21 protein-coding genes are annotated in these 23034 nt (G+C 55.8%); 8 read left to right on the top strand and 13 right to left on the bottom strand.

All coding sequences use genetic code 11. The features are described from left to right. Positions 1-112: 112 nt before the first annotated feature. Positions 113-634: a ferritin gene (locus VGH19_09195; protein HEY1171531.1), complete on the bottom strand. Its 522-nt coding sequence runs from the start codon at positions 632-634 to the stop codon at positions 113-115. A gap of 143 nt (positions 635-777) precedes the next feature. After that, positions 778-912 carry a hypothetical protein gene (locus VGH19_09190; protein ID HEY1171530.1) on the bottom strand — a complete coding sequence of 45 codons (135 nt, stop codon included), beginning with the start codon at positions 910-912 and terminating at the stop codon, positions 778-780. A 308-nt stretch (positions 913-1220) separates the two neighbouring features. Here VGH19_09190 and VGH19_09185 point away from each other — a divergent pair, with 308 nt between their 5' ends. The 3 genes from VGH19_09185 to VGH19_09175 are packed head-to-tail and all read left to right on the top strand — an operon-like array spanning position 1221 to position 3394. Then, positions 1221-2468 carry an acetylxylan esterase gene (locus VGH19_09185; GenBank protein ID HEY1171529.1) on the top strand — a complete coding sequence of 416 codons (1248 nt, stop codon included), beginning with the start codon at positions 1221-1223 and terminating at the stop codon, positions 2466-2468. Between the two features lie 57 nt (positions 2469-2525). Beyond that, on the top strand, positions 2526-2969 hold the full coding sequence (locus VGH19_09180) for a hypothetical protein (protein ID HEY1171528.1): 444 nt from the start codon (positions 2526-2528) through the stop codon (positions 2967-2969). Beyond that, positions 2966-3394 (top strand): hypothetical protein, encoded by a 429-nt coding sequence (locus VGH19_09175; protein HEY1171527.1) that lies wholly within the window; start codon positions 2966-2968, stop codon positions 3392-3394. Before VGH19_09180 ends, VGH19_09175 begins: the two co-directional genes overlap by 4 nt. A gap of 9 nt (positions 3395-3403) precedes the next feature. On the opposite strand, the gene VGH19_09170 is transcribed toward VGH19_09175, so the two are convergent. Then, positions 3404-4201: a YdcF family protein gene (locus VGH19_09170; GenBank protein ID HEY1171526.1), complete on the bottom strand. Its 798-nt coding sequence runs from the start codon at positions 4199-4201 to the stop codon at positions 3404-3406. Positions 4202-4501: 300 nt separating this feature from the next. Here VGH19_09170 and VGH19_09165 point away from each other — a divergent pair, with 300 nt between their 5' ends. From VGH19_09165 to xseA, 5 genes are all read left to right on the top strand, one after another. Next, complete coding sequence (locus tag VGH19_09165) at positions 4502-6388, top strand: HEAT repeat domain-containing protein (protein ID HEY1171525.1); 1887 nt, start codon at positions 4502-4504, stop codon at positions 6386-6388. A 7-nt stretch (positions 6389-6395) separates the two neighbouring features. Beyond that, positions 6396-7364 (top strand): HEAT repeat domain-containing protein, encoded by a 969-nt coding sequence (locus VGH19_09160; protein ID HEY1171524.1) that lies wholly within the window; start codon positions 6396-6398, stop codon positions 7362-7364. Positions 7365-7366: 2 nt separating this feature from the next. Continuing rightward, positions 7367-8362, top strand: coding sequence for a HEAT repeat domain-containing protein (locus VGH19_09155; GenBank protein ID HEY1171523.1), 996 nt, complete (start codon positions 7367-7369; stop codon positions 8360-8362). 52 nt (positions 8363-8414) lie between these two features. Beyond that, complete coding sequence (locus VGH19_09150) at positions 8415-9464, top strand: HEAT repeat domain-containing protein (protein HEY1171522.1); 1050 nt, start codon at positions 8415-8417, stop codon at positions 9462-9464. Positions 9465-9542: 78 nt separating this feature from the next. After that, the gene (gene xseA, locus VGH19_09145; protein HEY1171521.1) at positions 9543-10943 is read left to right on the top strand and encodes an exodeoxyribonuclease VII large subunit; all 1401 of its coding nucleotides are present in this window, start codon (positions 9543-9545) and stop codon (positions 10941-10943) included. A 99-nt stretch (positions 10944-11042) separates the two neighbouring features. Here the strand turns inward: xseA and glp are convergent, their stop codons facing one another. The 10 genes from glp to VGH19_09095 form a co-directional block, all read right to left on the bottom strand. Continuing rightward, the gene (gene glp, locus VGH19_09140) at positions 11043-12245 is read right to left on the bottom strand and encodes a gephyrin-like molybdotransferase Glp (protein ID HEY1171520.1); all 1203 of its coding nucleotides are present in this window, start codon (positions 12243-12245) and stop codon (positions 11043-11045) included. A 1-nt stretch (position 12246) separates the two neighbouring features. Continuing rightward, on the bottom strand, positions 12247-13314 hold the full coding sequence (locus VGH19_09135) for an MraY family glycosyltransferase (protein HEY1171519.1): 1068 nt from the start codon (positions 13312-13314) through the stop codon (positions 12247-12249). Continuing rightward, entirely contained in the window at positions 13311-14432 is a 1122-nt protein-coding gene (locus tag VGH19_09130) for a glycosyltransferase (GenBank protein ID HEY1171518.1), read from the bottom strand. Before VGH19_09130 ends, VGH19_09135 begins: the two co-directional genes overlap by 4 nt. Beyond that, positions 14429-15631, bottom strand: a complete 1203-nt coding sequence (locus tag VGH19_09125) for a glycosyltransferase (protein HEY1171517.1) — start codon at positions 15629-15631, stop codon at positions 14429-14431. The genes VGH19_09130 and VGH19_09125 overlap by 4 nt, the downstream gene beginning before the upstream one ends. A gap of 14 nt (positions 15632-15645) precedes the next feature. Beyond that, positions 15646-16833, bottom strand: a complete 1188-nt coding sequence (locus tag VGH19_09120) for a glycosyltransferase family 4 protein (GenBank protein HEY1171516.1) — start codon at positions 16831-16833, stop codon at positions 15646-15648. A gap of 23 nt (positions 16834-16856) precedes the next feature. Further along, positions 16857-18596: an ATPase, T2SS/T4P/T4SS family gene (locus VGH19_09115; protein ID HEY1171515.1), complete on the bottom strand. Its 1740-nt coding sequence runs from the start codon at positions 18594-18596 to the stop codon at positions 16857-16859. 20 nt (positions 18597-18616) lie between these two features. Then, positions 18617-19462 (bottom strand): tetratricopeptide repeat protein, encoded by an 846-nt coding sequence (locus tag VGH19_09110; protein ID HEY1171514.1) that lies wholly within the window; start codon positions 19460-19462, stop codon positions 18617-18619. A 1096-nt stretch (positions 19463-20558) separates the two neighbouring features. Next, positions 20559-20780, bottom strand: coding sequence for a hypothetical protein (locus VGH19_09105; GenBank protein ID HEY1171513.1), 222 nt, complete (start codon positions 20778-20780; stop codon positions 20559-20561). Positions 20781-20840: 60 nt separating this feature from the next. Next, positions 20841-21764: a glycerophosphodiester phosphodiesterase family protein gene (locus tag VGH19_09100; protein HEY1171512.1), complete on the bottom strand. Its 924-nt coding sequence runs from the start codon at positions 21762-21764 to the stop codon at positions 20841-20843. 378 nt (positions 21765-22142) lie between these two features. Further along, positions 22143-22958 carry a PIG-L deacetylase family protein gene (locus tag VGH19_09095; protein HEY1171511.1) on the bottom strand — a complete coding sequence of 272 codons (816 nt, stop codon included), beginning with the start codon at positions 22956-22958 and terminating at the stop codon, positions 22143-22145. Positions 22959-23034: the final 76 nt, after the last annotated feature.

Raw genomic sequence — 23034 nt, 5'->3', positions numbered from 1 at the left:
AGCATCTTCAGCGGGTGATTGAAATATTTTTCATCTATTTTCATTCTCATCAAAAAATAAAAGCCCGCAGCACTTTCACGCTGCGGGTTTTAAACAATTTATATAAGTTATATCACTCGCCACCCTTGGGGGCTCCGCCGCCTGTTCCGCCACCACCGAGGAAATACTCCACCAGCAACAACCCGCCATCACCAGCGCGGCGGATCATCTGGAGCAGTTCATCCGCAGAAGAGACCTCCTCCAACTGCTCGTTGATGAACCATTGCAAAGATGTCTGTGTGAAGCGATCGCCCTCCTTTTCCGCGAGATCGAACAACGCCTTGATGGAATCCGTCACCTTGATCTCGTGTTCCAAGGCCACCTGCGCCGCTTCTTCAGCGGATTTGAATTCGCACTTCGGCGCATCGATGGCCGGCAACGCCAGCGGCGTGCCCGTATCCACCACATATTTCATGAAGCGGTGCGCGTGCGCCCGCTCCTCGCTCGCCTGCTGGGCGAAATGCGCCGATAGCCGCGGCAACCCTTGTTGTTTGAACCAGGCCGAGATCGCCTCATACTGCATCGAGGCAAAGAATTCCAAGCCGATCTGCTTGTAAATGGCAGCAGCCACCTTTTTAGGAATAAGCGTAGTCATAACATTTTCTCCAGCAGGTGGTAACGTAGCCTTGATGCGCGGAAAAAGCAATCTGAACCACGGCTCATAAAATAGCGCCCTTGTCGCAAAGTGCTAGCGACACCATCCATATCCCTCGCTGCCATGGTTCCACGTAGAACTGACTAGCGGGCCAACGCGGCCTTCAAGCTCGCCTTGGCTGCGGCTGCACGACGGCTGCTGCTGGATTTGGCCGGCTTCCGCACCTTTGTGAGTTGCTGCCAGAACGCCATGAAATGATCGAAACGCTTTGCGGTCATGGCGTCACACTAGTTGAGAGGTAAAGTTTACGCTGTCGTTGGATTGCGAATCTTTGTCGTCCGCTTGCACTCTCCTTTTTGCGGTGAGGCTCCACGTCACCCGGCATCACCGCAGGAGGATAACCGCGGAAAGGTGGCTGACCCGATATGCCAGGTGACGTGAGCACTCACTTACCTAGCGCACAAACACATTCAATCAGAGCAGCAGATTCTCCGCCTCCGTTGCGTTGTCATTTTCTATCGTTGCGTTGCACCCCCATGATTCCTTTAGTTTGCGAGCGGCAGTAATTTATATTAAAGCCATAGGCATGCATTTCCTTTCACGTCTCACTCTCCTGATTCTATTAGCCATCGGCCTTGGCGGCTGTGAATCAAGTCATGCTAAGAAGCCGACATCGGTTAAAAAACCGCCGATCATCGTGTGTTACAGCGTTCCCAACAAGACTTGGGATCTCAAGGCTCTCTATCAAAAGCCCGCACACACCTTCGGAACCACCACCGGCCTCGTGCAAGAGGTCTATTACGAAAACGTTCCTTTCCAAGGCAAACCCACCCGCGTCTTCGCGTATCTTGGCCGGCCCGAGGGCAAAGGTCCCTTCCCCGCCATGGTTCTCGTCCACGGCGGCGGCGGACAGGCTTTCGCGAACTGGGCGGAGATGTGGGCCAAGCGGGGTTACGTCGCCCTCGCCATGGACACCGCAGGCAATGGCCCTGGGAAAGTTCGCCTGCCCGATGGCGGCCCTGACCAAAGTGACATCGAGAAATTTCAGAAGTTCCCCACGACTGATGTGAAAGACATGTGGACTTATCACGCCGTCGCCGCTGTCATTCGCGGTCACTCACTACTGCGCAGCCTGCCGGAAGTGGATGCAAACCGCATCGGCATCACCGGCATCAGTTGGGGCGGTTACCTCACGTGCATCGTCGCGGGTGTGGATGACCGTCTGAAATGTGCCATCCCCGTTTATGGCAGCGGCTACTTATGGGAAGACAGCGCGTGGCTGGCGCAATTCGAGAAGCTCGGCCCCGAACAATCCAAACGCTGGTGCAATCTGTTCGATCCCTCAGTATATCTTCCAAATGTCACCTGCCCCATCCTCTTCGTGAACCGGCCTACCGATTTCTACTACCGGCTCGGCGTTTATCAAAAGTCTTACAATTTAGTGAAAGGCCCGCGCACCTTGCACATGGATATCAAGCTGGGCCATTCGCATCCAGCGGGTTGGAACCCGAAGGAGATCGGCCTCTTCGCGGATAGCATTCTGCGCCACACCGCACCTCTCGCTCAAGTGACTGCGATGACGATCATCGAAAACACTACTGAAGCCGAAGTTAAAGGCTCTGCTGCTATCACTAAAGGCGAACTCTGTTACACCACCGACACCGGCACCTATGATAAACGCAAATGGCAGGCTGTCCCTGCTGCACTTAACGGAAATTTTGTCAGTGCCGTATTGCCAAAAGAACGCCCGCTCACCTTCTTCCTGAATGTGATCGATGAACGCGGAGCCATCACCAGTTCACCGCATAAGGAACTCACTGCGGAAGACAAATAAGTTCGCGCATGAAATCTGGTGCGTGCTGTGATAGGCTGAACATCAGCCAATGATTCCATGAAAGCCAAGGCCGCCATCACCTCTCTCATCGGGTTGCTGATAGCCGTGAACTTGGCGATCTATTTTCATCCGCAATGGAAAACTCGACGTGCCAAGCAGGAAATAAAGTATGCAGCGACGACATGGTTTGAAAAAGAGGCCCACCATTATCGCACGGCTGATCCAAGCAAGGATGCTGTCGCGGCTGCTGCCAAAGGTGATACAAATTTTTATGGAGTGATGGGCGTGGGACTATCACTGCCCGGCATCACCAATAGAGCTATCCTTCTGCCAGCATTGCAAACCCGCCAATACCGCGTGATATCCCGCACGAGTGATGTCATCGAAAGTGAACTGCATCTGCAATACGTGCTGGCGGCCAGTGATTATGCAAAAGCTTATAATCTGGCACTCGAGAAGTTGATACTCTCCAATCGCCTGCCCGCGGCGTCCAACCCATGAAAACCAGAACGCTCATCCTTTTTGGTGCGCTGCTGGCTTTGAGCGTTTTCCTTTATCGTGATTACCGGAATTCCAAAACCGTGAACGAGAAGCGGATGAGAGAAGAATTTTACCAAAGGGAAATCGCCCAGCTTCAATCCGCTTCACCTCGGCGCGCCGCCGTCGCTGCCGCTGCCCATGGAAACAATAAATTCTACATCGTTCAGGGAGAATTTCACTCAAGCATCCCAGGTATCACCAATGGTTACTCTCTCAAGCGGATCTATGATCAGAAACAATACCAAGTCATTTACTACGCAACAGATGTGATGCGCCGACCTCAATCTGATTATCATCAAGTAGCTTGGCGTTATGCAGCTTCATATAATCGAGCGCTGGAACAACTGATCCTGACTAACCTTCCTTCCACAGCATTGGAGAAGTGATGGGCTTGGCTACGGCTTCTTCGCCTCCTCCACCTTGATCCACCCCCGCATCCGGTAAACCACCCACCCCGCCTGTTCATGCGCATACCGGCTGAACAACTCGATCCCCGGCGGCCACGGTAGCGGATTGAATGGCGATTTGTTCAGCATTCCTGAACGGACAAAATCACATCCTACCGGGATCACCGGAAGACCTGCTGTGCGAAACACTCCCTCCGCCCGTCTCATGTGGTAACCGGACGTCACGAGATAGACCCGTTTCCATCCGCGCTCTTTCGCCAGTGCCGCACATTTCACCGCTTCATCATGCGTGTTACCAGAAGCCGTGAGTTCCATCATCTCTACCTTCACCGACAGATTCTTTTCCATCCACCGCTTCACCGTACTGCCTTCACTGATATCCTGGCTCTCTTTCGGATCACCGCCACCGCCCAGCACAAGCAACGGTGCTTTCTGCAACCGCATCAGTTCCATGGCGGTTATGATCCGGTCTGAAGCTTCATTGAAATTGATGCCCAAGGGATCAGTCTTTGTATATCCCGCACCACCGCCCAATAGGATCACCGCATCTCCAGACTCCAGTTTCTCCATCTCGACATACGCATAAGGCGCTTCTAGGCGTCCCATGAGATACAGCGGGATACGGCTCGCCACGAGTGAGATGAAGAGCGCGATGCCCAACAAAAAGAACATCGTCGGTTTCAGCTTCTTCCGCTTGGCCACCACAGCCCCTATCAGACACGCCACCCAGATCAAACAGATCGGGTGCGCCAGCGGGCTGAAGAATTTAAGTGTGGCCGTGAGCATGTCCCACACAGGCTAACGGGAAGGTGTCGACCTGAGCAAGCCAAGCGCGGGTCTCCGCCCCACAGCAATCTCCAACAGTCTGCAGTAACAACCTGTTGCAGATGTCCGCTGTCATCATCGGTCCAGTCTTTCCGTATCCCCTATGCAAACCGCCGAATCCCCAACGCACAGCACCGCTGCCATCCACAACGGCAGTGGCCACCATCTGAACCTTGGTCCGTAGAAGATTTTGCCCCTGCCCTCTTCGGGATGTCTTGCCGTTGATACAGGGATAGACATACAGTCGGGCATCGTCACGCTATGAGAGGCCGCCTTGTCTTCTTTCTTTTGTCGCTCATGGCGGTGCTATGCCTGTCTGTCTCAGAGGGGGCGGAGACAAGTTCTCGTGAGAAAGTTCTCCGGCACTTGGAGGAAATGATGGCGGTCACTAACAAGCAGTCCGCCCTGCAAAGCATCATTGTGATGGGAACAAATGCTGCCCCGGTATTGATCGAAGTGATGGGATGGTCGCCGGAGCAACTGGATCAATGGCAAGCCCGGTTGCAGACTAAAAACCCCGGCGTTGCCCAAGGAAAGATGAGCCAAAGAACGCTACGGTCCCGAACATCAAGCGCTGCCCAAGAGGCGCTCATCAGTATTCCTGAGGCGACATCTTATGTGACGAATTTTTTCCCTTTGTTACAGGATTCGCGATCAGAAGTCCGTAACGTTGCCGCCACTTCGCTAGCCTATTTTTCTCATCAAGTGGATGGGGAACTGCTTTTGCCCGCCTTACCCGCGTTGAAGGACAAGGATCCATTAGTGAGGACATACATTCTTAAGGCTTTCAGACTGGCGGCGACGATACCTGAGGTCAGGACAGCTTTGGAGGAGGTGCTGCTAGATGCACGGGAAGACCTGCGGCGTGAGGCGGCGAACGCGTTGCTCCGCGCAGACAAGAACCATGCCAGGGCGTTGGCCACCTTGAAGTCTCTCTTTACATCGACGGATGCACACACACGCTATTTCGCCGTGCGGGATTATATCAACAGCGATCCAATCAGGCCGCGCACAGAAAAGGAGTTGATTCCTGTGCTCATCAACATGCTGTCGGATGATGATGTCTGGACACAACGTAATGCGGCCAATTCTCTGGGGGAGTTTGGACCTCGCGGCCTTGGGGCGGTGTCGCAGTTGCAGAAGCTGTTGCAATCTGCCGATCCGGACGTGCGACGGTCTGCCACTAACGCGTTGAGCGAGATTGCCCCGGGACTGCTGCCGGGGAAACCGGCTGCTCCTGCTGACCGTGAAGTGGTCTTGCAGCATCTGCAAAATCTCTACACGACCAATCAGGCTTTCGTTTTTCAGAGTGTCAAAGCGATGGGGACAAATGCCGTGCCTCTATTGATTGAGATATTAGGTTACGAGACCACGCAGATGGATCAATGGTATGAAAAGGCGTATGCCAAGGCTCCGGCAAGTGTTAAGAGCCGGATGTCCAAACCGGAAGCGTTGGAGAAATTACGCAGCCAAACTTCCTTGTTGCTCCTAAACATGCCTGAGACAGGATTATATCTGACGAATCTTCTGAGTCTCTTAAAGGATGAACGGGTGGAGGTCCGCCGGCGGGCGGCTTCATTGGTGCAAAGTTGCATAGCGAATAACAGGCAGCGCTTGGAAGACGGTCTTATGCTGGAATGCCTGCCTGCGCTCAGGGATAGCGACCATATGGTGCGCCTTTACATGGTCCATGCCTTCAGTCCGCGCTGGGCGGTAATTCCTCGTGCGAAAGCGGCATTGGAAGCAGTCTTGAATGATCAGGTGGAAGAGGTCCGTGTGGCGGCAGCCGCGATCTTGCTGCAGACTGATGGAAACCATCAAACGGCGTTGCAGGCGCTCAAGGCCCTGTTCACTTCAACCAATGCCACCTATCGTCACAGGGCGGCAGCTTATTATCTGAGCATAGGTTCGCCGAAGGGAAGGCTGGAAGATGAGATGATCCCGATCTTCATCAGCACCTTATCCGGCTCGGACAAGGATCAACTGATCAGTGCCTCCGGTTGTCTGGAGCGGTTTGGGCCACGAGCAAAAGCGGCAGTGCCGGTATTGTTGAAACATGCGCAATCCACCGAGCCGGAAGTGCAGCAGGCGGCCCGAAATGCTTTGGAGAAGATCGCACCGGAGGTGTTATCACCGAGGAAGCCGTGATGAGATTATGAAAAGATGGGGCATCGCGTTGATTCTGCTGCTGCTCATGGATTGGGCGGGGGAGGGTTTTGCACAGGTGACGAATCAGACGCCGCGGGAGCAGGTGTTGCAGCTGCTACAGGGGGTCATCTCGACCAATCAGCCTGCGGTGATCAAAAGCATCCAGGCGATGGGGACGAATGCGATACCGACGTTGATCGAGGTGTTGGGGTATCGGCAGCAAGCGATGGATGCGTGGTATGAGAAGGTTTATCTGACTACGCCAGCTACGTTGCAGAAGCATTTGTCCAAGCCGGAATTCATCACCAAGCTGCGGAGTGAGGCGAGTTTTCTGCTGATGTTGATGCCTGAGACGAAGGATTATTTTCAGGATTTGGTGCCGTTGCTGAGGGATGAACGGGCGGAGACGAGGCGTTCAGTGGCTTCGATATTCTCGATGCGCGGTCAGAATGCACCGGCCGCCATCCAGTTGGAGTTGATACCTTTGCTGAAGGATGATGATGCGATGGTGCGTGAGTATGCCATGGTGGGACTGGGGCAACGTATCAATGATCTGCCAAGGGCGAAGGCAGCCTTGGAAAACGCTATGCAGGATCAGGATGAACGGGTCCGCGTGCGGGCTGGCGAAACGTTGCTGCGTTCAGATAAGAATCATCCGGAAGCTTGGGCGGTGGTGACCGCCTCTTTGAAATCGACCAATGAAGCGGTGCGGCTCAATGCGATCGGAGCGTATCTGATAGTGCGGAAAAATTCGCCTGAAGTGGACCGAGAGATAAGTCCGATCGTGAATGGCATTCTCTCGGGGACGAACAGTCAGATGCAGGCAATGACGCTTATGCTTTTGCAGGGGAATGGAAAAGTTCTCACATCGACGGTGCCGGAGGTGCAGAAGCTGCTGACGAATACCAACAACTTTATCCAGATGGAGGCAGGCAAGGCGTTGCGGGTTTTGACGAATAATGTGCCGAAGCTGTGAGCATGAGAAACTTTATCAGAGCTTGGTCTGTTCCCCTTTGCTTGCTGGGATGCATCTGTTTTTTCACCGAGGTCACCCGGGCTGCTGAGCCTTCGTTGCGGGACAAGGTGATCGAGCATCTGGAGCGCCTGCATTATGGACCGACGCAACCGCGAGAAGCCGAACGCAAACGATTGCTGGCCCTGGGAACGAATGCGGTGCCCATATTGATCGAGCTTGTGGGTTATAAAGAAACGAAGCTGGAGGAAACGTATCGCAAGACTTACTACGAATCGCCGGAGGCTGTCCGCCAGACGATGTCCAGACCGAGGGATTTGGAGGGATTGGCCCGTCCGGCTGCGTGGGAGCTTCTGGACATGCCGGAGTGCAAAGATTATCTGCGTAAGCTGCTGCCGTTGTTGCAGGATTCGCGGAGTGAGGTCCGGGAGTTGACGGCCAGAGTCATCGCGACACATGTTGAGGCCGTGAGGAAAACGGACCGGGCTTTTCCCCTCGAACTGGTGCAGTTTCTCAAAGACAACGAAGCCGGAGTGAGACGGCGCATCATCAATGCGTTGCAATTCGATATCACTACACTGCCGCGTGTGAAATCGGCTTTGGAGGGGATGTTGGCGGACAAGGATGATGCGGTGCGCAATTCAGCTGCGCTGGCTCTGTTGTTGGAGGATAAGGGCCACGCTGCTGCTCTGGTAGCGATCCGGGCGTTCTTCAGTTCCACAAATGAATCGACAAGGATCAATGCGGGTTTGGTTTATGTGATCAAGCAGCCCAATTCCCCGGTGATCCAGAGCGAGGTGCTGCCGCTTTTTGTGCGCAGCCTGTCCAGCACGAATGAGAGTGCGCAGACTCTGGCGCTTTCGTATATCCGGGGATATGCGCCGCACTTCACAGCCACCGTGCCGGAGGTGCAGAAGCTCCTGGCGCATCCCAGTCTACGGGTCCGTCAGGAGGCCACGAATACGTTGCGGGGTTTGACGAATAATGTGCCGAGGCCATAGCGTTTTTCCTGCTGGCATTTTTATCGTTTTCGCTTTCAATCTTTCAGATTTCATGAGGAGTCGTGAGCAACATTTTCGGCTGATTTTGCTCGGCAGTATTCTGCTGCTGAGCGGCTGGTTGTGCTTTATCGAGGAAAAAGAAAGGAATCCGCCGCCAGAGCAGTATGCGGATATTGTCAAACTCATGGATAGGGGTCTACTTCCTACTTACAAAGCTCCCGAGCGCTTCCGACGGCTCAATACCAATGTTTATCTGCAATTAATCGCGGAGATGGAGATAAAGGATGGTTATCTTCGGACCAAATACATCTCTGTTTATCCGAACCTGCCAGAATTTCTAAGGTCTGAGACAGTTCAACCGCTGGTTGATGTGCGGCGGCGCGAACGGGCCCGTTTTCTTTTAGAAGAACTGCTTGAGACCGAGCCCGACATCTTGAAGGTTGTGAATTTTCTGGGCAACGAATCTCCCGGGGTTCGCCAAACAGCCTGCCGGGCACTTTTGTCCAGGAGTTGGAAGATGGATCAAGAAAGAATTCCGTGGCCGCAAGTTGAGTTGCTCAAATATCTGGACAGTCAAGATGAGAGAGTGCGGGATTTCATACTGCATCTCTTTCAACAAATCGTTGAGAAATCCAATGTGGCGGAGACCAACTTCACGCGCTTTCTATCTCATCGGGACGACGAAGTGGTACTCGATGCCGTCAGGGTCATTTTGAAAACGGGTGGAAGCAAGGATAGTATGAAGCCGCATTTGCAAAAACTGCTCCAATCGACTTCCGATGAGGTTCGCTATCAGGCCGCAGTCGACTTTGGGACTGTGGATAAAAGGAATACCAATGCCATGGCCGTGCTGATGTCCTTTGCTCAATCGACAAACACGGTATATCGGCCCGAGGCGTTATGGCTGTTAGGATCGTTCGAAACTAATGCTGCGGTCCATTCTCCGGACGTTAAAAAATTCTTTTGGGATCCTGACAAGGAAATGCGGGAAGCCGCAACAAACACATTCTACCTCATCACACCTAATATCAAAGATGAGAGGGAAGTTTTCGGTATTCTGATGCACCATCAACGGTCACGTTATACCCGCAAGGGACGATAAACTCACGTCTTGCACGATGAAGGAGTTTTCCCGCTCGCGTTTTCTGCATCAGTCGCTTCAATATGTCTAACGAATTGAATGAGTCGCAAAGGGTCATCGCAGTGGGACTTCGGGGAGCTTTTCCCGAAGGAGGCGACGCGTAAGGTTTTGACGGTGGCGGAGCTGACGGGGGAGATCAAACGGACGTTGCAAAAGCAGATCGGGCAGATCTGGGTGACGGGGGAGATCACGAATCTGCGGGCGCAAAGTTCCGGGCATGTCTATTTCACGTTGAAGGATGCGGCGGCGCAGTTGAGTTGCGTGTTGTTCCGGGGTGAGGCGTTGGATGTGCGGGATTCTTTGCGGGATGGGCAGAAGGTGGTGCTAAACGGTGATCTGACGGTGTATGAGCCACGCGGGCAGTATCAGTTGCGTGTGACGGCGGTGGAGTTGCAGGGCATCGGTGCGCTTCAGGTGCAGTTCGAGAAGTTGAAGCAGAAGCTGGCAGCGGAGGGATTGTTCGCACAAGAGCGGAAACGGGCGTTGCCGAGATTTCCGCAGCGGATCGGGATTGTAACGTCCGCGACGGGGGCGGCGATACGGGATGTGATGCATGTGATCATGCGGCGTGATCCGGGTTTGGAGATCATGCTGGCATCATGTCGCGTGCAAGGAGCTGGGGCGGCGCAGGAGATCGCGTGTGCGATAGAGTTGCTGAACTCGTGGAATGCGGCGCAACCGGAGGGCAAACGGTTAGATCTGATTTTAGTGACGCGTGGCGGCGGGAGCTTGGAGGATTTGTGGGCGTTCAATGAGGAGCCGGTGGCGCGCGCGATCTTTGAGAGTTATCTGCCGGTGATCTCGGCGGTGGGGCATGAGATCGATTTCACGATCAGCGATTTTGTGGCGGATTTCCGCGCGGCCACGCCGAGTGCGGCGGCGGAGATCATCACGGCGGAGGCGGTGCTGGCGCGGGAGTTCGTGCTGAAATCGAATCACCGGTTGAAGCAACTGGTGCGACGTCGGCTGGATGAGCAGCTCGACAATCTCGATGCGTTGGCGAGTCGTCTGGCGCGGATGCATCCGCGGCGCAAGTTGAACGAGGCGTTGCAGCGGTTGGATGATTTGCAGATGTCACTGGTGCGTTGTGCGCGGGTGCAGTTGCGGGAGCATCAGAACCGGCTGTCGCGAGTGCTCCAACGGTTTCAACAGGTGCGTCCGGCAGCGCAGGTGAAGGTGCGTCGCGAGGTGGTGACGCAGGCGGAGCGGCGGTTGCATGAGCTGGCGCGGCATCAGGTGGAGCGGTTGGAAGCGCGGTTGAAGCAGGCGCAGAGCACGTTGCGTTTGTTGGGGCCGGATAATGTTTTGCAGCGCGGGTATTCAATCACGACGGATGCAGAGTCCGGCGCGATCGTGCGGGATGCGGGGAGGGTGAAGTCGGGGCAGAAGTTGAAGACGCGGGTGAAGAAGGGCGAGATCAGGAGTATAGTGGAGGAATAAATCTCGAGTTTTCAGCCATGGGATGACCGTAAACCCTGGCCGAAACGCCGAGATGAAGAAGCCACAACGGGGTAACCCTCTACCCGTTCTGTTTACCGTTCAAAGCAAAGAAATCTTCACTCCCGCACCGGCAGGCAAAGTGGTTTCTGGCGGGACATCCAACAATGCGTTCGCCGCAGCCAGGGAATGAAGTTGATGTGATGCTTGTGTGCCAGCCAGGCGTACGTGGCCGGATGAATCCAATGTCACACGGACGAAATGGCGGCGGTCTCCGCGGTTCGTGACCGGCTCAGCCAAGGTGGCATGGATCAGCGGTAGCGCAGTATCGCTGACGCCTTGCAAGCGCAGCAAAGCCGGACGCATCAGAAGCGCCGCCGTAACGAAAGCGGAGACAGGATTACCCGGCAGGCCGAACAGGAAGCGATCATTCCATTCTCCGAAGACAAACGGTTTGCCGGGTTTGATTGCTACGCGCCAGAAATCCAGCTTGCCGCCGAGCGATGTGAAAGCGTCTTTCACGAAGTCGAATCCACCTACGGAAACACCACCCGAGGTGACCACGGCATCGCATTCAGAAAAAGCTTTCTGCAAAGCAGCCTGCGTGGCTTCCAAGGTATCTTCCACGATGGGATAGATGACCGTCCTCACACCCCATGTGGCGAGCAGTGAGGCAAGCATCAGGCGATTGCTCTCGTATATCTGGCCGGGCTTGAGCGGCTGGCCTGCTTCAACAAGTTCACTGCCCGTGGCGAGTAACCCGACGACTGGCTGGCGGGTGACTTGCAGTTGGGCGATGCCACTGGCAGCTATGACGGCGATATGTTGAGCAGAGAGACGTGTGCCGGCACTCACCACGGCGCGGCCTTGCTTCACATCTTCGCCGCGGAAACGCACATTTTCCCATGGTTTCACCCCCTCTTTGACCGCCACTTCACCAGGTCGCCCAGGCAGGCTAAGGGTGTCCTCCTGCATCACCACAGAGTCAGCGCCTTCAGGCATCATGGATCCGGTGAAGATGCGAACAGCGGTGCCTGACACCGTGGAGCAGTTCGCCGGTTCACCCGCCGCGATCTGGCCGACAAGTTTCAGCCATTTCAAATTTTCAGGAGACGCCCCTTCCGTCTCGGCGGCCTTCACGGCATAGCCGTCCATGGCGGAATTATCAAAGGCAGGCAGATCGGTGACGGAGATGGCAGCAGTGCGCAACACCCGGCCGCTCGCCCGGGACAAAGCGACCGGCTCCACGGGCAACGGCTGGATGCAGGCAAGGATACGCTCTATGGCAGATTCCAGTGGAAGCATGTCAGGATTTGTCCTTGGGCTTGTCCAGATCGCGCAGGGTGAAAAGCACATAGATGGCCAGCAACGCCACCAAGGCGCTGGCGATGAGGACCGTGCGAGGCGAATGGTAAACGTTCACATAGATGGCCACCCCGCCCAGCGCTGCCGAAACCGCATAAAGCAACAAGGACGCCTGGCGATGATCCATGCCCATGTGCAGTAGACGGTGGTGCAGATGCGTTTTATCCGCCTTGAAAAGTGGATCGCCACGCATCAGCCGGCCAAAAAAAACTGCTGTGGTATCGAAGAGAGGTATGCCAAAGAGCATCACGGGCACGATGACGATGGCAGCCGTGGTCACCTTGAACAAGGAGATGATCCCGATGCCCGACAGCACCAGACCGATGAAAAGGCTGCCGGAATCGCCGAGGAATATCTTGGCTGGCGAAAAGTTATGCGGCAGGAAACCAAGACAGGAACCTGCGAGGCAGAGCGTCAGCAACGCCACCATGATATTGTCATTCATGATGTTGATGACGGCCAGTGAAAGCGCGATGCAAACGGTCACACCGGTGGCAAGACCGTCGATGCCATCAAGCAGATTGATCGCATTGGTCACACCGACTATCCACAGCACCGAGACCGGCAACGCCAGCCAGCCCAAGGCGATGGACCCGCCGAAGGGATTGCTGAGCAACGTGATCTGGTAACCGCCGAAATACAACGCAAGCGCGGTCATCGTCTGGAAGGAAAACTTCTGCTTCGCGTTCAACCCTTTCACATCATCCGCCACTCCCAACAGAAGCATCAGAGACGCAGCGATCATGAGAGCGAGAAAGAGTTTCTCATAGTTCTGGAAGGTGACGGTGACGCGGTTATCCAGCAGATAGAAGGCGAGCCATGGCGCACAAAAACCGCCGAAGACGGCCAGCCCGCCCAGGCGCGGCATCGGCTCTTTATGCACCTTGCGCGGATCAGGCTTGTCGATCGCCCCCCACTTGAACGCCAGCTTCCTCGCCAGCGGCGTCAAAAAAAAAGAGGCCAGCGCGGACATCACCAGAACGGCGAGGTATGTCTTGAAGTTGTTCATGCGCGTTGGCGCAGGCGCTGAAACAATTCCCAATAGCGATCAATCATGCGGTCCTCGGTGAACTCCACCGCCGCCCGTTGCCGGCCCTGCTCACCCATCTTTCGGGCGAGAGCCGGATTCTCAATCAACTGTTTGATGCCGTTTCGCAAATCCTGAACATCACTTGGTTTCACCACCAAGCCGGTGACATTGTGCTGGTTCACCCAAGGCACACCCGAGGGCAGATCAGTGCAGATGATCGGCTTGGCGCAGGCCATGGCCTCGATCTGCACGATGCCGAAGGCCTCGTTCGGTGTGATGGACGGGAACACAAACACATCACAAGCCTTCAACAGCGTAGCGAGTTTCCGATCATCCACTCCGCCCCAAAACTTCACACGATTCTGCAAACCCAAACGGCTGACCTGTTGCTCCAGCTCCGCTTGCAACGGCCCGGTACCCGCGAACCACACCTCAACATCCAAGCCTTGTATGGCATCCACCAAATAGCTCTGCCCCTTATAGCCGACCAGCCTGCCGATGTTTAGTAAAATCGGCCTCATTTGCGCTTTTTGCCGAAGCGTAACAACTTCCTCCTGCTCGGCGGCATCGGTGTGGAGAAAACGGCTTTGATCGATGCCGAAAGGTATCACCTCCACCTTCGCCGCATAAGGTGGCAAGGTGTGGGAATACTTCAGATGGTTCGGGGTGGCCACCACGATGACATCGGCCCGATCGAGCAGACGTTTGAGGATAGGACGATAAAACTTCAGCACCGAGGACTGGCGGATGATGTCACTGTGATACGTGAGCACCATGGGTGTCTTCGGATCGCCGCGCAAGCAGGCGACATCAGCCAGCGGATTCGGAAAATGTGCCTGCCAGACATCCGAAGGGTATGTCTTGGTAGCAGAGAGATAAGCGGGACAAAGCGACGTGGAGAGCAGCGAACCGTGACTGGCAAGCCGATGCACTTTCACTCCGTCCAGCACTTCATGGACCGTCTGCGAAGCCGTGTTCGCCACCACGCAATTCACTTCGCCACCACGTCGCACGAATCCACGCGACCAGCACTCCAGCAACGTCTCCATGCCGCCGCGATAGGGCGGATAGAATTTCCCCAATTCCAGTATCTTCACACACCCTCCGGGTTGGAGAGCTGGCGAAGCAACGTCTCAAACTTTTCCACGGGCAAATCCCAGCAGAACCGTTCCTCCGCGTAGCGCCGGCATTTCTCGCGATCAGGCAAAGCGCCAGGTTGTTGCAAGACCTTCTCCAGCTTGCGCGTGAGTCCGGCGACATCGCCCGGTTCAAAGAGAAGTTGCGCATCCAATGGCTCAAGCAATTCAGGAGTAGCACCCGAACGCGTGCCCATCACAGGAGTACCGCAAGCGAGTGACTCCACCGTGGCCAGGCCGAAGCCCTCCAGATCGAGCGAGGGCATCAGCGTGCAATCCGCTGCAGCGTAGAGGGAAGGCAAGTCTGCTTCCGGCACGAAGCCGAGAAGCTTCACATGATGCTCCAGCTGGGACTCACGGACGAGCGCCTCAAGTTGCGGTGCATCGGGGCCTTTACCCGCAAGCCAAAGACGGGCATTAGGATGATTCAGCGCGACCAACGCAAAAGCGCGGATAAGACTTGAGAGACCCATGCGCGGATCGAGGCGGCGAACCGTAAGGAAAAGGAAATCGCGGTCATCGAGTTTCCACTTCTCACGGACTGCGACGCGATTTGCTGGCAGTTGGAAGCGTTGCAGATCCACGCCTCCGAAGATCACGCGCACCGGCGGCAATCCGCCACCATGCCAGCGCGGCAGTTCGCGCAGGTAATATTCGCTGATGGTCGCGATGGCGCGCGAGCGGCGAAGCGCCTGTCCTTCGGAGATGCGCATCGTGCGGCGGATGACGACATCCAGCGCTTTGCGGCCCATACCCAAGGCACGCGCTTGCTGGGCGAAGCGATATTCCTCGGCCCAAGGGCCGGTAAAGAGAAACACGGAGTTCGGCCCGCTGACATGCAGCAGGGGAGAGAAGAACGCGTGGCACAGAACGGTGATGGACGGCTCAGCACCATACTTCGTGACCTCAAGCCAGAGTGTGCGAACATTGCGATTCTCCGTATTCCAGTTCGCGAAGAACATGCCCTCTGCATCGGGATACCGATACCGCTCCACACCATTCAAAGTGTCGCGAGCCGTCGACTGATCTTTCGCGACAGGGTAGATGACGGCGACCTTATGCCCACGTTGCGCCAGCCGTTCGGCGAGGTCCGCGATATAGCGGTAAGCCCCGCCGACGGAGTCGGGGTGATAGCCCAGTGTTACAAAAATCAAGCGCATGCGCGGCTGTGCCGTTATTGCGTAACAAGTTCGTTCAGCAACTTGCCAAACTGCTGGCTGACCCGGTTCACCGTGAACTGCTTCAATACCCGCTCACGGCCCGCCGCCGCCAGTTTCTGCCGTTCCGCTTCCGAAGCGGCCAGCAGAGCCATCTGGTTGAAGTAATCCTGCACATCACCGGGTCTGGCAAGCAATCCGTGTTCACCATGAGAAATGATTTCAGGCACGCCACCGGCATTCGCTGCGATCACCGGCACCCGCGCGAGCATGGCTTCCAAAAGCACTCGCCCAAATGGTTCCGGCCGTGTCGAGGTGTGCAGGAACGCATCCAGCTCCATCATCGTGGCCGGAAGATTGCTCTGATACGAAGCGAAGTGCACCCGCCCGTCCAGTTTGTGTTTCACCACGAACTGCTTGAGCTTTTCCTCGAACGCCTGTTCTTCATTGAATGCGCGGCCGATCAGCATGAAGTGTCCCGGACGATTATCCTCCACCCACCGCCGCGCCAGCTCCAGGAAAAGCTCCTGCCCCTTCCAAGGTGTGAACCTTCCCGCTGTACCGACGAGCAGCTCGCTCATCGGTATATTGAAAAACTCGCGCAATGTCCCGCTGCGATTGGGATCGATCGTGAGCTGCGGGATGCCGTTATGTATGGTGACCGTTTTCTCCGGAGGTATGCCCAATTTCGTCAGTGCTTCCCGGCAGTAGTCCGATACCGCAACCAATCGCCCCGCATTCCGCGCATACCAGCCAAATGCCTTCCTCGTAGGCCAGGAGAAAAAATCGCCCGTGACTGCGTCATTCGCCCACCACACATGTGGCAAGTTCACCAGCTTGCAGGCATTGCCCGCCACGAAGTGATCCTTGTTCGTGCAGGTGATCAATACATCCGGCTTGAACTGTCCGATGATGGTGTGCAACTGCCAGCGTGCTTCACGCAACGCTGCCGGCCATTTCATCAAACGCTTGAGAGGAAAACCGCGATCCACGAACCGCGCCTCGCTCAATGCTGCAGGTATGCGGTAATCGAAGCACTCGATGCCAGCGTTCTTGAGCGCGTTGTAGAGCGGGCTGGTATCGGGACAGGCACAGGCCACGCGCCATTCGCGAGGGAACGGGGACTTGGTAAGCAGCTCGATGATATTCAGCTCTGCTCCACCCTGGACCCGGTCCACATGATCCACGAATAGGACGCGTTTCATGCGCTCCTCTTGCGCTCAGGACACTAGTGTCCACCCATCGTGAGCGCCAACGCCTGCTCAAGTGTGGATACGCCCTCCTTCACCTTGTCCAAGGCCACCGCGCGCAGGTTCTTCATGCCTTCCTTCACCGCCACGGCGGCGATCTCCATGCCGGAAGAACGCTTGAGGATCATCTTCCGCACCTCATCAGTCACTGTCATGATCTCGATGATGGCACAACGGCCGGCGTAACCCGTGTTCTTGCAACGGTCGCAACCACGGCCCTTGAAGATGGGCGTTGACCCGAAGAAGCTTGGATCGATGCCCAGATCCTCGAACATCTTGGGCGGATACTGGATCGGCTCTTTGCACACCGGGCAGATGCGGCGCATCAGACGTTGCGCGCACGCCAGGATCACCGAGGACGAGATCAAGAACGGTGCCATGCCCATGTCATCCATACGCGTCACGGCGCCCGGCGCGTCGTTACAGTGCATGGTGCTCAACACCTGGTGACCCGTGAGCGCCGCTTCCACGGCGATCTCGCACGTCTCCTCGTCACGGATCTCACCGATCATGATGATGTCCGGGTCCTGGCGCAGAATCGAGCGTAATGCCGCAGCGAAGGTCAACCCGATCTCCTTTTTGATCGGCACCTGGTTGATGCCCGGGATCTGGAACTCCACCGGGTCTTCGCACGTGATGATGTTATACTCCGGGTTGTTCAGCTCATTCAGGCAGGAGTAAAGCGTCGTCGTCTTGCCGGAACCCGTCGGGCCCGTCACCAGGATCAAACCGTGCGGTGCATCCACCGCGGATTTCATACGCTTGAAGCTGTCCGGATCCAGGCCCAGCTTGTCCATGCTCGCGGACAAGTTGGACTTGTCCAACACGCGCAACACGATCTTCTCACCATGCACCACCGGCAGGAAGGATACGCGCAAGTCGATGTCGCGACCCGCCACCTTCATGCGCATACGACCGTCTTGCGGCAACCGGCGCTCGGCGATGTCCAGGTTCGACATGATCTTCAGACGCGAACTCAACGCCATCTGCATGTTCTTCGGCGGAGGCGGCATGTCCGTCAGCGCACCGTCCGTGCGGTAACGCAGACGCACCATCTTCTCGAAAGGCTCGATATGGATATCGCTCGACTTGTCCTTGATCGCCTGCACCAGGATCAGGTTCGCCAGCTTGATCACCGGCGCCTCTTCACCAGCGGCAGCCAGGGCATCCGGATTCGAGTCATCCGTGGCATCCGCGACCAGCTCGGCACCATCGGCCTCCGCCTCCAGTTCGGCCTGTTTATCGGCCTCCTGGATGATGTCTTCCATGCTCGCCCGGTTGGTTTCCAGGTTGTTCAGCTTGTCCAGGATCGCCTTTTCCGAGGCGATCATCGGCAGGACTTCCAGCTTCGTGATGCGCTTCACGTCGTCCAGCGCCAGCACGTTCAGCGGGTCCGCCATCGCCAGGAAGAGTTTTCCTTCCAGACGTGAAACCGGGATCACCTTATGATTCGTCGCCACCTCTTTCGGGATCAGCAGCGCGACTTCCGGGTGGATGCCGATACGCGGCAGGTTCACTGGCGGCGTGTTCAGCACACGTCCCATGCAGACGGTCATATCCGTCTCGCTCACATACGACTTGTCGATGAGCAATTTCAGCAGGCGCGTGCCCTCCTTCTTCTGCAATTCGAGGAGCTCCTCAACCTGCTTGCTCGTCAGCACGCCATCTTCCACCAGCGCATCGGCGATACGTTCACCAAATGATTTTACGGGAGGCATACGTTAATTATTCAAGTGGTTTAGCGGAACACGCGTTTCAAGACTTTCACCAGGTCCGCTGGCGGAGCGATATACCACAAGAGCCGGTAATTCGTCGCCTTCTCCAGTTCGGCAGCCGCCTGTTTGTTGAAGGGGTTCGTCGTCGCCACGATCACCGTTTTGCTCATGCGGTCGATCGGCACCACGCACCAGCGGCGGCAAGTCCCTTTCGGGAAACTCCGCGCCAGTTCCATATCCACGTCATATTTATCCAGCGGCATGTAAGCCAGCCGCGCACGCTCCGTGATGATCTTCAATGACTGCTCGATGGGCAGCAAACCCTTGTCCGCGATGACCTGGATGAACGGCTCGATCGTCTGTGCCGGATCTTTGTCCGCCGGGGTGTTCCAATACATGTCGAAGTCACCCGCATTCACCAGCTTACCGTCCACGAAGATCTTCCGCATCATCGCCTTGCCATCCTCCAGTTCGGCGGCACCCGGACCCGCGCCCGGCTTCTGCATGAACTGCGTCTGGCCGGTCGGCGCCTTCGTCTCCACCACTTCCATGGCAGGAGCGGCGGAAAGGTTCGTGGCACGATTCTCGATCTCCGCCAGCGCCTTCTGCACATCCGGATCATCCGGATACTTCTGCAAGATGCTCTCGTACTCGAGAATGGCCGAAGAAAGCTGGCCCAGCTGCACATACGCCGAAGCGATCCGCTTCGCCGTATTGATCATATCCTTCTCACGGTTCAGCTTGATGTAAGCTTCCTTGAGGATCTCCAGCGACTGATAGTCCTGCGGCTGGGACTGCGTGATGACCTCGAACATGTCGATGGTCTGTTCGAGTTGAGCTTTCTCGCTCTCAGTCAATGTGGCAGCCATGACGGTTAAATGCGCTCAGTCGGGTATCAATAAACGCCTGGCGTGGTCCCTTTTCCCTATCCCGCACATGCAGCCTAAGCCTTGGCGCGGAACAAATTGCCAGCCAAACATGCGACATACTAATGACAGATTGCCCACATGGCAATCCCCGTTTCCAACCTCCACCCCAACCCGCAACCGCCGCCGAGTTAACTAAGCGGAACAGACTTTAAGGTAGTGTTCGCTGTCCTCAGCGGGCCGCCCCTCCTTAGCCGACGCAAGGAGGCTATAACTAACCTTCCTTTCAATGTTAGATGTTTTCCCCTCACTCAACTCTCAACACTATCTCCTCTTAACTATAGGCCCGTAGTGCAACTACCATTCCCCCGAAGTGGCTTTCTGCTTGGTTTGCTCCGCCCGGCAACCCGTTCAAGGCATCCTGTGCTACGGCACTCTAGCCTCCGGCCTCAACCTCCCAAACCCAACCCTCGCCAGCCACTCCACCAAAGAATGCAGCCGAAGATGGTTAGAAGCTAACGAGCGCACTTTTCCCAATCTTCCTTCTCCCTTGGCAGCCGAACTTCGGCCGGGAGAAGGATTGAGGATGAGGGTGCCCCCATTTCTTCATTCCGCCTTCTTAATTCTGCATTCCTTAAAAGGAACTATGTCAAAGAGCAATGAAACCATCCGACCCCTGCGAGCTATCGATTCCTCCGTCCCTACGATTGGAACTTCAGATTCAGCGTATGCCTGATGACCCGGCTGGTTCCGCAGTGAGTATTCAAGATTCCCCGGCTTTATTCTTCACCGACGTCCCTTTCCCCCTCCAGCTTACGAGCCCCAATCCACACGCCCGACACACCCACAGATCCTACCAGAGATATGGTGGGGCAATCGCTGCCGCGATGCCCAAACTCTTTTCGTCAAGGCTCACCCGAAGGTTCTCACCCGCACCACGTCTCCATGATGACTCCATAAGGAATTGCCAAAACGATTCCACCGAATCACTCAGCGGGGATTTCAGCCTTCCGTGTCCCTAACTCGAAACTTAAAACCCGAAACACGTAACCGGCTTGCAGCCCTTCCTTTACCAGCAGCGAGCTGCCAGCACTAAAATCTATCCCACAAAACCCGCAAGAAAACCACCACTTTTCGCTAAAATTTGCAGCAAAAACCCAACCAATTCACCCTCAAGAACATCCACAAAACCCAATCTACGTAACTTAATATTTGAAGCTGCCTTTCCCCCTAATTCTTCCCCGTTGTTTTGTGCCTTCTGCGCTTCTTTGTGGCCATCTTTGCGCCGTTCCCACTGAAAACTGAACACTGAAAACTTCAAACTCCTTCCGTGTTAATCCTGTCAAAAATCTCTTCCCCCATCCGTGGCTAAAAACCTTCCTCACTTCTTCTTCCGCTCATAATACGCCCCGATCTCCTTCTGCGTCGCATCCGGATAATCCGTCGCGAACGCCATCAGCCCCAAGTCCAGCAACGTCGCATACACCGTCTTGTCATCCGTCCACGGGAGCGCCTGATAAACGATCTTCCGCGCACGCAATTCCTTGCCCAGCTCCAAAATGAAATCATTCGAGAGCGTGAACGGATTCGGATTCGCCTTGTCCGTGTTCAGGCGGATGTGGATCTGCACCTGCGTGATCCCTGCAAAATTCTCCTCCTTCAACTTCTCCACCCGCGCCCGCAACGTCTTCTCATCCCCGCCCATCCACAAGAGCGTATCCGACTGCGGCACGTAAGATTTCCATTCACGGATCACTTCGGGTTTGGGTGACGCCAGCACCACTTGTGCGGACACCTTCGCCGCATTCACCTCATCAGCCAGCTTTTTCAAATCCACCTGCTTAATATCCAAATAAAGATGCCGCTCTGGCTTCCCCTGCATCGCTTGGAAAACTTCCGCGATGCGCTTCACCTTGCGCCCCTTGAAATCCTCCCCATGCCACGCCCCCACATCCAGCTTGGATAACTCCTCAAACGTCACGTGCTCCACGCCCTTCTTCTGGAGCTCCGCATCCGCCCCCTTCACCACCCGTTTGAAATTCGCATCATGAAAAGCCACGATCACTCCATCCTTCGTCGTACGGATGTCCGCCTCAGGGTAGGTGCCGAGCTTCCACCCCAGCTCAAACGCCTCAATCGTATTCTCCGGCGCCAGCACCCCCGCCCCGCGATGACTCTGCAAGATGAACTTCTCCCGCGGCACATGCCCAGTCACATTCCAATCACTCTTCGTCTTCAACTCCGCCGCCCATCCGTTGAGCGTGAACCCCAATGCCAAAGCCAAAATCAAAGTTTGTTTCTTCATGATCAAATAGATTTCAAACGCGTTTGAATCGCATTGCAACACTGATTTGATAACCGCAACAAAACGTCACAATGCGGGAAATGTTGACTCCCTCTCCCCCAAGGGCTGAGCATTACCCACAAGTGGTTATACAAGGAAGACGGCATCCAAAACAGCCTGAAGCCCCTTATCAAGGTGGGGCAAAGCTGCCGCTTTGCCCTGACTTTGGCCTTCACCGCCGACCTCTCAAATGAAACCGGCCGCCGAAAAACACAGCTCTCCCTGTCCTCAGTCTTGTTCATTCTCGCTTTATAGACTGGTGGGTAATGCTCAGCCCCAAGGGAGAGGGCCGGGGTGAGGGGAAAGGAAACTTTCAGCCGCAAAGTTGTTCTCCACTTTTCACGGAAACAACCTCTCCCGCATCGCCGGGCTCAGCGCCGACGCATATTCGCTGATCTCAAACACCTCCACCCACTCGATCTTCTTCGCAGCCTCTGCGCCATACTTCGCCACCACCTGCTCCTGATACTTCTGCGCGAGGTGATGCGCGCGCTCGTGATAAAAATCACTCACGATCTTCGCCCGCACCGCGGGATCATCCGGCACCGCATCCATCTCGCGACGGTTGAACGGCAGCCACTCGAAGAACTGCGAGGCATGCGCGCCGAGCATCGCGAGGATCTTGTCGATGTGTGGAGTCACATCCACCACCGCATCCACCTGAAACGGATACGGCTTGGTGAAATGATCGTAAAGATACGCCACCACGGGATCGCGTCGAAGGATCGGCACCTCAGGCACTACGAGCGGAACAGTCACCAGATAAGAAGCATCCCGCACCGCATGCCCCACCGCCCGATGATCCGGGTGATAATCATCCGGCCGATGCGTCAGCACTAGATCCGGCGCGAACGTGCGAATCTCGCGAATGATCCGCTCACGCACCTCCAACGTCGGCTGCAGAAAACCATCCGGAAACTCCCACACCTCATGCTGCGCCCCGATGATCGCCGCCGCCTTGGCCGCTTCATTCTTACGCCGCGCGATCAACTCCGGCCGCTTCATCGCATGATGCCCCGAGCCGCCATCCGTCACCGAGACCATCTTCACCGTATGCCCCAGCGCCCGGTAGATGGCCGCGATGCCACCCGCGCGAAACTCCGCATCATCCGGATGCGCCCCCAGTATCAACAATTTCAGCGGTTGCTCTTTCATAAATTTTCAATCCATCAACATGGTTGGGCGAGAGTCCTCTCGATCCCTGACTGGACCTTAAAATCATGGCGCGTAT

Source organism: Verrucomicrobiia bacterium, assembly GCA_036405135.1.
GTDB lineage: Bacteria > Verrucomicrobiota > Verrucomicrobiia > Limisphaerales > JAEYXS01 > JAEYXS01.
This window is presented reverse-complemented; position numbering and strand designations above follow the sequence as displayed.

Coding starts and splice junctions, on each gene's coding strand:
- VGH19_09195 (HEY1171531.1), bottom strand. CDS start 634: ATGACTACGCTTATTCCTAAAAAGGTGGCTGCTGCCATTTACAAGCAG.
- VGH19_09190 (HEY1171530.1), bottom strand. CDS start 912: ATGACCGCAAAGCGTTTCGATCATTTCATGGCGTTCTGGCAGCAACTC.
- VGH19_09185 (HEY1171529.1), top strand. CDS start 1,221: ATGCATTTCCTTTCACGTCTCACTCTCCTGATTCTATTAGCCATCGGC.
- VGH19_09180 (HEY1171528.1), top strand. CDS start 2,526: ATGAAAGCCAAGGCCGCCATCACCTCTCTCATCGGGTTGCTGATAGCC.
- VGH19_09175 (HEY1171527.1), top strand. CDS start 2,966: ATGAAAACCAGAACGCTCATCCTTTTTGGTGCGCTGCTGGCTTTGAGC.
- VGH19_09170 (HEY1171526.1), bottom strand. CDS start 4,201: ATGCTCACGGCCACACTTAAATTCTTCAGCCCGCTGGCGCACCCGATC.
- VGH19_09165 (HEY1171525.1), top strand. CDS start 4,502: ATGAGAGGCCGCCTTGTCTTCTTTCTTTTGTCGCTCATGGCGGTGCTA.
- VGH19_09160 (HEY1171524.1), top strand. CDS start 6,396: ATGAAAAGATGGGGCATCGCGTTGATTCTGCTGCTGCTCATGGATTGG.
- VGH19_09155 (HEY1171523.1), top strand. CDS start 7,367: ATGAGAAACTTTATCAGAGCTTGGTCTGTTCCCCTTTGCTTGCTGGGA.
- VGH19_09150 (HEY1171522.1), top strand. CDS start 8,415: ATGAGGAGTCGTGAGCAACATTTTCGGCTGATTTTGCTCGGCAGTATT.
- xseA (HEY1171521.1), top strand. CDS start 9,543: ATGAGTCGCAAAGGGTCATCGCAGTGGGACTTCGGGGAGCTTTTCCCG.
- glp (HEY1171520.1), bottom strand. CDS start 12,245: ATGCTTCCACTGGAATCTGCCATAGAGCGTATCCTTGCCTGCATCCAG.
- VGH19_09135 (HEY1171519.1), bottom strand. CDS start 13,314: ATGAACAACTTCAAGACATACCTCGCCGTTCTGGTGATGTCCGCGCTG.
- VGH19_09125 (HEY1171517.1), bottom strand. CDS start 15,631: ATGCGCTTGATTTTTGTAACACTGGGCTATCACCCCGACTCCGTCGGC.
- VGH19_09120 (HEY1171516.1), bottom strand. CDS start 16,833: ATGAAACGCGTCCTATTCGTGGATCATGTGGACCGGGTCCAGGGTGGA.
- VGH19_09115 (HEY1171515.1), bottom strand. CDS start 18,596: ATGCCTCCCGTAAAATCATTTGGTGAACGTATCGCCGATGCGCTGGTG.
- VGH19_09110 (HEY1171514.1), bottom strand. CDS start 19,462: ATGGCTGCCACATTGACTGAGAGCGAGAAAGCTCAACTCGAACAGACC.
- VGH19_09100 (HEY1171512.1), bottom strand. CDS start 21,764: ATGAAGAAACAAACTTTGATTTTGGCTTTGGCATTGGGGTTCACGCTC.
- VGH19_09095 (HEY1171511.1), bottom strand. CDS start 22,958: ATGAAAGAGCAACCGCTGAAATTGTTGATACTGGGGGCGCATCCGGAT.